Source organism: Rhodobacter capsulatus (genome assembly GCF_005144475.1).
Taxonomy (GTDB): Bacteria; Pseudomonadota; Alphaproteobacteria; order Rhodobacterales; family Rhodobacteraceae; genus Rhodobacter; species Rhodobacter capsulatus_C.
Genome location: NZ_SWJZ01000158.1, coordinates 1 through 293, shown reverse-complemented (window position 1 = coordinate 293; position 293 = coordinate 1). Strand labels below are relative to the sequence as shown.

Below are 293 nucleotides of genomic sequence, written 5' to 3'. Positions count from 1 at the left end.
GGGACATAACGCGGGGTGGAGCAGCCCGGTAGCTCGTCAGGCTCATAACCTGAAGGCCGCAGGTTCAAATCCTGCCCCCGCAACCAGTTTTGCTAAGCTAGATCAATCGCTTAAAGGCCGCCCGCTGGGGCGGCTTTTTGCGTTCTCCACGGCGGGTCAACAATAGGTCAACAAACGGGCCAAAACCACGTGCAAGATCAGTGGGATGTAAGCGTCCGGGCTGACTGCTCTGCCGCGTGGTGAGAGAGGCGGATAGTGTCCACCATCGATAGTGGACACTATGGTGATGGCGT

1 tRNA gene is annotated in these 293 nt (G+C 58.0%); it reads left to right on the top strand.

Features of this window, described 5'->3' with window-relative positions:
• Positions 1 to 9 precede the first annotated feature (9 nt).
• Positions 10 to 86, top strand: a tRNA-Met gene (locus tag FBT96_RS20415).
• The last annotated feature ends 207 nt before the right edge of the window (positions 87 to 293 follow it).